The following is a 7704-nucleotide window of genomic DNA, read 5'->3' on the forward strand; positions in this document are numbered from 1 at the left end:
CTATTATTTAGTCGCGATAGATTTTTGTTAAATCTTGATAATGATCAATTCTGCGGTCGCGTAAATACGGCCAGATACGTCTTACGTTCTCGCTGCGTTTTTGATCAAGTTCAACCATTAATATTTGTTCACTTTGATTATCGGCCTCTGCCAATATTTCGCCTTGGGGACCTGCAATAAACGAGTTACCCCAAAATTGAATGCCGTCACTTTGTCCACTCGGGTCGCGCTCAAGACCAACACGATTACAGCTAATCACCGGAACGCCATTGGCTACCGCATGGGCTCGTTGGCTAATAACCCAAGCATCTTTTTGACGGGTTTGCTCGTCTTTATCATCGCGTGGATCCCAGCCAATGGCTGTTGGATAAATTAAAAGCTCTGCACCTGCCATCGCCATTAAACGCGCCGCTTCAGGAAACCACTGATCCCAACACACCAGTACGCCAAGTTTGCCCACTGAGGTTTGAATAGGCTCAAAGCCTAAGTCGCCTGGGGTAAAGTAAAACTTTTCATAAAAGCCAGGGTCATCCGGTATATGCATTTTACGGTATTTACCGGCAATACTGCCGTCTTTTTCGAGCACCACTGCGGTATTGTGGTAAAGGCCTGTAGCGCGCTTTTCAAATAAAGACGCCACAATCACAATACCAAGCTCTTTAGCAAGTTCACCTAACGTATTACTACTCGGCCCAGGTATTGTTTCGGCTAAATCAAAGACGTCGACATCTTCGGTTTGGCAAAAGTATAAACTACGGTGTAACTCTTGTAGCACAACAAGTTGTGCACCTTGACTGGCTGCATCGCGAATGCCAGCAATTGATTTTTCAATATTGTGTTCAACGTTGTCACTGTTGCTTTGTTGCACTAAGGCAACTGATAAATTTGCAGGGCTTGTCATTGTGCTGCTCCAGCTAAAAATCCACGAGGTAATTGCATTGTAATGCAGTGAAGACTGCCAAATTGCTCAATAATAGGTAAACAATTTACCCCAATAATTGTGTGATCTGGGTATGCTTTTTGAACCTGTGCTAACGCGCGTTGGTCGTTTACATCGTTATAAGTAGGCACTAATACCGCATTGTTAATAATTAAGTAATTTGCATAGGTTGCGGGTAAGCGCGTGTTTTCATCATCGTACACGGCTTTTGGCCATGGCAACTCAATTAGCTTATATGGGGTGCGATTGGCAGTTTTAAAGCTTTGTAGTTGCTTTTGCATGGCATTAAGCGCGCTGAAGTGCTCATCGCTTTTATCGTCACATTGCACATACACAAGGGTATTATTTGGTGCAAAGCGCACTAAGGTATCAATGTGGCTGTCCGTGTCGTCACCCGCTAAATAGCCATGATCAACCCATAAAAAATCTGTTGCGCCCAAGTGCGCTTTTAAAAGCGCTTCTATTTCACTTGGGTTTAAATTTGGGTTACGGTTTTTATTAAGCAAACATTCGCTGGTTGTTAGCAACACACCATGCTCGTTTATTTCAATACCGCCACCTTCAAGTACCATATCGAGCGCTTGATAGTGGTTTTTTTTGCTACTTAACTCTTTTACCAAAGTACGATTAATTTGATTATCTAATGCGCTTTCAAATTTATTGCCCCAACCATTGAAAGTAAAATCATATACTTTTAGTTGCTCAGGTGAGTCAATAGCGCTACAAGTAAGCGGGCCATGATCGCGAGCCCACGTATCGTTGGTAGGGGTTACTACAAAATGAACACGATTCAAAGGGATGTTAGCGCTATTTAGCAATGCTGTAATATGCATTTTTAAGGCGCTATTATGCGCCACAATCACAAGCTTTTGCTGCGTTGTTATATGCTTAGCAAGCTCAATATATACAGGTTCTACACGGGCTAAATTATCAGCCCAATCTGTGTCTTTATGCGGCCATGTAAGCATAACAGCGTCTTGCTCGGCCCATTCAGGTAAAAGTCTAAAGTTCATGGATTTTTAATACAAATAAAGATGGGGCTAGTTTAGCAGTTCAATTACTGCTAAGTCACTTCTAAATGAGCGTTTGGCTCACAATTTTAAAGCGATGTGAGAAGTAAATAAACGCTAGCTTTTATCGTTTGTACTCTCTTTGGCTTTTTCAAGTTGCTGGCGCTTTTTAAGCTGGCGAGTTTGCGCATGTAAGCTGGCTCTTACAACCAGCTCTTGGTCGCTGTCTCTTATTGATACAAATAACAGAGTATATTGGTAGTGCTCATTATCTTGTTTTTCAATGGCAACCACTTCGCTATAGCAATACACCGCAGAGGCCTCGTGTTGTAAAAAAAGTTTAGTACGAAACTTTTGCCCTAATGTATACAAATGTTCACTGGTAAACTTAATGCCGCCACCGCCGTAACTGTCGCAATAGATAGAGTTATCTTCTGGTTGTTCAGAGGCTAAAATATGACTCATGATCAAATCTATTTTGCGCGACTGAGCTTGTAAAAAAGTAGTTAGTTCTTGGGCAATATCACCTAAGTTACGCAAAGGGCCTAAGGCGCTTTGCTCTAAACTGCTTACTTCGTTAGCAAGTTTAAATAAAGGCGGAATATCAGCCTCAAGTTCAGCTAAGCTTTTTGGCACAGCCGAATCATCTACGGCAAACAGATTGACGCGATTACTTTCATCAATTTGAAAATAAAGCTCAAAATCTGATAATTTTTGATTATTCATATGTAACTCCTATCCGTTAATAGTAGCGTTGCGACTACTAAATTACTACACAACACGCCAATAAAATTAAGCTAAATATCTGTTTGCCCTCATTATAAAAAGCCAAATCAACTAAAATTGCGCTAACTTTCAATATTTACCAAACAGGCATAATGATTAAAAAAGTTTTAAAAGGTAATACGTTTACATTGCACTATGTATGTTAGCAACTAATAAATAACCAATAATTAACAAAACTCCTTGTAATTAGCCCTAAAACTCGTAATCTTACGGTAATAATAATAACAAGGGACTACCCACGTGGCTCGAGGACTTAAATTAGCCAGTACATTCTCAGACATATCCACGCAACTGCGGCGTTTCGTGTCTAAAATTGTGTTGCCTGACGATGTTGATGATATTGTTCAAGAAACCTTTGTTAAAAGTTATGAAGCCGAATTAAAGCAAGATATTCAATACACCCGTAGTTACATGTTAAAAACAGCTAAACACCTAGCACTTAATCATATAGCTAAATGGGATAATAAATTTAGCACCCCTTTAAATCACGAAACTGAACTCCCCAAATTGCTTAAATCAATGCAATTAGAAGACGAATACACCTCTAAAGAGCGTTTTTTATTATTTTGTCGGGCGACTGAGCAATTAAGTCCTGTTGTAAGAAAGTGCTTTATTTTAAAAAAAGTCTATGGAATGAGCCAAAAAGAGATCGCACAGCAAATGCAGCTAAGTCAAAGTACGGTAGAAAAACATATTGCCAAAGGGTTATTAAATACCATGCTATATATGCGCGAACAGTCACACGATGAGAGCGACCATTGCCAACAAAGTGCGGACATAATGAGGGCAGCAAAATGAATAACATCCATCAATTTACCTCAAAAGAATTAATATTAGAAAAAGCATCGCAATGGATCAGTGCTATTGACCGTGGCTTAACAAAAGAAGAGCAAGAACAATTTAAACTGTGGATGCTACAAAGTACTGCTCATCAAAATGCGGTGTATGAATTAGCTCAGCTTTGGGATGACCTGAGTGTACTTAACGAACTCAGCGTATTATTTCCAAATAAACAACCGGCTAATAGCAAAACAAAGCCTGCGTATGTATTTGGCATGGCAGCAAGTATTGTTGCTGCATTAATGATGTGCAGCTATTTATTGCTAAATATAGATAGCAATTTCAACAAAAATTTAGCCAAGGTAAATTATACAAAAATTTATAAAACAAAAGTTGGCGAGCAAGCAACCTATGTTTTACCAGATGGCACAATTGTACAACTTAATACCAATAGCTCATTGGAAGTCGCTTATAGCCAAGGCCGTAGGCAATTGTTACTAAGTCGTGGCGAGGGCCGTTTTAATGTTGCTAAAGATGCATCACGCCCATTCAGCGTGATGGCCGGTGATAAAAGCTTTACCGCTCTCGGCACTGTATTTAATGTGCAGCGCAATACTTCGTCAGATCTCGAGCTGGTTGTTACTGAGGGTAAAGTGATGATCACCGATCCTAGCGTTGCTGTTAATGCTGATGATTTTAAAGCGTATCAACAAGCTGATAATAACAATCATGAAATTCGTCAAATTAATGCCAATATTGTGATTTCCGGTGAAAAAGCCATTATTGAACAAAGCGTTACCAAACCAATCACACAGTTATCGGTTGATGATGTACAGCGTGACTTAGCTTGGCAAAATGGCATGTTGATATTTAATGGTGAGCAACTGGTTGATGCCTTAAACGAAGTCAGCCGTTATACCGCTACGCGGTTTGAACTATCATCTGATGAGTTAGCCCGTATAAAAGTGGCCGGTGTTTTTAAAGCGGGTGATGTGGCAGGGCTGTTAGAGAGCTTACAAAATAATTTTTCGATTGAACATGAACGTTTAGGCGAGCATGTTGTTAGCCTAAAATATCAAAAAAAATCATAGGTAATCGTAATGAAAATCACACCATTGCTAATCAATGTTGCTCATAAGGGTGTAAAAAGTAATTTAAAGATTAAAAAAATGATAAAAAACTATAGAGGATTTTTGTTTGCTAACTGTTTATATAAGTTGCGCAGTAACCATACGTGCCATTTAACTCAATTTGGCCTTGTTGCACCGCTGTTTTTAAGTATCAGTGTGTATGCAAGTCAAACCGAGGGGCAAATGATGCAATTTGATATAAAAGCGCAACGAGCAGACAAAGCCTTAATAGAATTTGCTAAGCAAACAGAACAAACTGTGGTTTTTTCGTATGAACTTGCCAAGCAATACGAAGCAAATTCGTTGTATGGATTTTATTCTCAACTTGATGCACTAAAAGCATTACTGGCTGAGACACAGCTCGATGCGGTTGTTGATCAAAATGGTTTACTGAGTATTAAACTCAAACAAATCAATAGGAAAGATAACAACATGATGAAGCTTTCAGGAGTTAGTGCAGCTGTATTACCTGCTTTACTTGCAGTTAATTCACAAGGAATCAATGCCGCTGAACAAAGCGCAGAACAAAACATCGAAAAAATTGCTATTGTAGGTAGTCGTGTGGCAGGGCGCTCAGTTGAAGACTTACCTGTCCCCGTTGATATTTTAAGTGCAGAAGCACTCGAAAATACCGGCCAAACAGAAGTTGGCCGCATGCTTCAAGCTATTGCACCTTCTTTTAACTTTTCAAGTTCATCTATCAGTGATGGTACTGACGCATTAAGACCAGCAACGCTACGTGGCCTAGGGCCAGATCAAACGTTGGTATTGATCAATGGTAAGCGTCGTCACCAAGCCAGTATTATTCACATTAATACTTCGGTGGGGCGTGGTACGGCGGGTACCGATATGAACGCTATTCCAGCCTCAGCAATTAAACGTATTGAAGTACTGCGTGATGGCGCTGCGGCTCAATATGGTTCTGATGCAATTGCCGGTGTTATAAATATTGTGCTCAAAGATGGCAGCGAAGGTGGTAAAGCCGCTATTAACTACGGTGAGTATTCAGAAGGTGATGGCGAAACTGTTAACATCGACTTTAATAAAGGCTTTGCTTTAGGTGACAATGGTTATTTAAATACAACTATAAACTACCGTGACCGCGCACCAACTAACCGTGCAGGGCTTCATGGTTCATGTCAATTTTATGGTTGTACTGAGCTCAGTGACGGCACGTTACTGGCAGGCGACCCGCGTGAACTAACCGCGCCACGCGATACATTTAGAATTGGCGATGCCGACTCTCAACAATTTGGTTTAACGGTTAACACCGGCTACGAATTAGGAGCGGGTGAACTATACGGTTTTATTACCTATTCAACGCGTGATAACGAATCAGCAGCATTTTTCCGTCATAATGCCAATGCCGGTGGTAACCCAGTATTACAAGATGGTGATGCGACAGTTCCGGCTGGCTTTTTACCAAAAATAAACACTACGATTGACGATATTTCATATAACTTTGGTTATAAAACGCAGTTTGATAACGACTCAAGCTTAGACTTATCGTACACCTATGGTGAAAACAGCATTGATTACACCACTAGCGATACGATTAATGCCTCTTATGCCAACTTCTTACGTTACGACCAAGGCTTAAGCGCTGCAGATATTCGCGCCACTATTCCACGTGAAGGTTACGCGTATGGTATGGAGTTATCACTGCAAACGATTAATCTTGATTTTACTCAAAATTTTGATGATTACTCATTAGCAATGGGCGCAGAAATACGCACCGATGAGTACCGTATTTTAGAGGGCAGCGAATACGCATACCGCGATTACGATACCAACAATGGTGTTAATATTTATGATGGACTAAGCGGTGGTATTGGTAGCGAAAATGCATCAGGTGGCACACAAGGCTTTGGTGGTTCATCGCCAGCATCGTCGGTTGATGAGTCGCGCGATGTGATCTCGTTTTACTTAGACGCTGAAGCTTACGTTATTGAGGATGTGATTATCTCAGGGGCGTTACGTTACGATAATTACAAAGGATTTGGCGATACAGTTAACTTTAAACTCGCGGGTAACTGGTCATTAACCGAAGATATTTCACTTCGTGGTGCATTAAGTTCAGGCTTTAGAGCGCCTTCAATGCAGCAGTTGTACTTTAACAACATCAGCACGCAGTTTGTTGTTGGCCCTAATGGCAATTTAGTGGCTGAAGAAGTGGGCACGTTTAGAAACGATTCAACCCTGGCGCAAAGTTTAGGTATTCCTAAGTTAACAGAAGAGAAATCTCAAAACCGCAGTTTAGGTATTGTTTATAATGTAAGCGATAATATTAATGTAACGCTTGATTACTACTCAATCGATATTGACGACCGTATTGTAATTAGTAATCGCCTAGGCAAAGGTTTATCAAACAGCCTTGATGCCGCGTTACTGAGCTCGGGTGCTGGTGCAGGACAGTTTTTCTTAAATGGGGCTGACACAGAAACGCAAGGTATCGACTTTGTAGCTACATGGAATACAGAAGGCCTAGGCGGCACACTTGATTTTACATTAGCGGCCAACTTTACCGAAACCGATGTGGTGTCGTTATTTACACCTGCAGGTTCTGGTCTTGAAACCGTGCCAGTCGATGATGTGTTTTCTGATCAAGAAATTTCTATCATTGAAGAATGGCAACCAGAAGATCGCATTAACTTAAGTGCGCTTTATCGCCGTGACGACTGGACTGTTAATTTATCACTTAATCGTTTTGGTGAGTACACAGTTGAAGATGGCGGTCGCCAGACTTACGGTGCTGAAATTTTAACTGACATTAAAGTTAATTATTTTGTAACTGATAACTTATCGGTAAATATTGGCGCAAATAACTTATTTGATGTTTATCCAGATGAAAACACCATAGGTAATTCACGTTCAGGCACTATTGTAGATGCTCAAGGTAATACCATTGTCAGCAGTGATGGGGTATTTAAGTACTCTCGTCGTTCAGCGCCATTTGGTTTTAACGGTGCTTACTACTACGTAGGTGCAGAATACCGCTTTTAATAAGGGTCTGTTGACCTTTTTGGATTAAAATTTCTTCAAACTAGGAGCGGTTTAA

The 7704-nt window shown here is 40.6% G+C and carries 6 protein-coding genes; 3 read left to right on the plus strand and 3 right to left on the minus strand.

Features of this window, described 5'->3' with window-relative positions; genetic code table 11:
• Window positions 1-7 precede the first annotated feature (7 nt).
• The 3 genes from CWC14_RS00755 to CWC14_RS00765 form a co-directional block, all read right to left on the minus strand.
• Window positions 8-901 (minus strand): carbon-nitrogen hydrolase, encoded by an 894-nt coding sequence (locus CWC14_RS00755; RefSeq protein WP_033102696.1) that lies wholly within the window; start codon window positions 899-901, stop codon window positions 8-10.
• A complete protein-coding gene (locus tag CWC14_RS00760; RefSeq protein ID WP_138560723.1) occupies window positions 898-1953 on the minus strand; it encodes an agmatine deiminase family protein in 1056 nt (351 codons plus the stop codon). The genes CWC14_RS00755 and CWC14_RS00760 overlap by 4 nt, the downstream gene beginning before the upstream one ends.
• A gap of 114 nt (window positions 1954-2067) precedes the next feature.
• The gene (locus CWC14_RS00765; protein WP_024601385.1) at window positions 2068-2676 is read right to left on the minus strand and encodes a PilZ domain-containing protein; all 609 of its coding nucleotides are present in this window, start codon (window positions 2674-2676) and stop codon (window positions 2068-2070) included.
• A gap of 300 nt (window positions 2677-2976) precedes the next feature.
• Between CWC14_RS00765 and CWC14_RS00770 the strand changes: the two genes are divergently transcribed.
• The 3 genes from CWC14_RS00770 to CWC14_RS00780 are packed head-to-tail and all read left to right on the plus strand — an operon-like array spanning window position 2977 to window position 7649.
• On the plus strand, window positions 2977-3534 hold the full coding sequence (locus CWC14_RS00770; protein ID WP_013464680.1) for an RNA polymerase sigma factor: 558 nt from the start codon (window positions 2977-2979) through the stop codon (window positions 3532-3534).
• Window positions 3531-4607: a FecR family protein gene (locus CWC14_RS00775; protein WP_024601386.1), complete on the plus strand. Its 1077-nt coding sequence runs from the start codon at window positions 3531-3533 to the stop codon at window positions 4605-4607. The genes CWC14_RS00770 and CWC14_RS00775 overlap by 4 nt, the downstream gene beginning before the upstream one ends.
• Before the next feature lie 9 nt (window positions 4608-4616).
• Window positions 4617-7649, plus strand: a complete 3033-nt coding sequence (locus CWC14_RS00780) for a TonB-dependent receptor plug domain-containing protein (RefSeq protein WP_033102698.1) — start codon at window positions 4617-4619, stop codon at window positions 7647-7649.
• Window positions 7650-7704: the final 55 nt, after the last annotated feature.

The organism is Pseudoalteromonas sp. S3260 (assembly GCF_005886925.1).
Lineage (GTDB): Bacteria > Pseudomonadota > Gammaproteobacteria > Enterobacterales > Alteromonadaceae > Pseudoalteromonas > Pseudoalteromonas tetraodonis.

Excerpts from the sequence above, each read along its gene's own strand:
- CWC14_RS00755 (WP_033102696.1), bottom strand. The coding sequence starts at position 901 with ATGACAAGCCCTGCAAATTTATCAGTTGCCTTAGTGCAACAAAGCAAC.
- CWC14_RS00760 (WP_138560723.1), bottom strand. The coding sequence starts at position 1,953 with ATGAACTTTAGACTTTTACCTGAATGGGCCGAGCAAGACGCTGTTATG.
- CWC14_RS00765 (WP_024601385.1), bottom strand. The coding sequence starts at position 2,676 with ATGAATAATCAAAAATTATCAGATTTTGAGCTTTATTTTCAAATTGAT.
- CWC14_RS00775 (WP_024601386.1), top strand. The coding sequence starts at position 3,531 with ATGAATAACATCCATCAATTTACCTCAAAAGAATTAATATTAGAAAAA.
- CWC14_RS00780 (WP_033102698.1), top strand. The coding sequence starts at position 4,617 with ATGAAAATCACACCATTGCTAATCAATGTTGCTCATAAGGGTGTAAAA.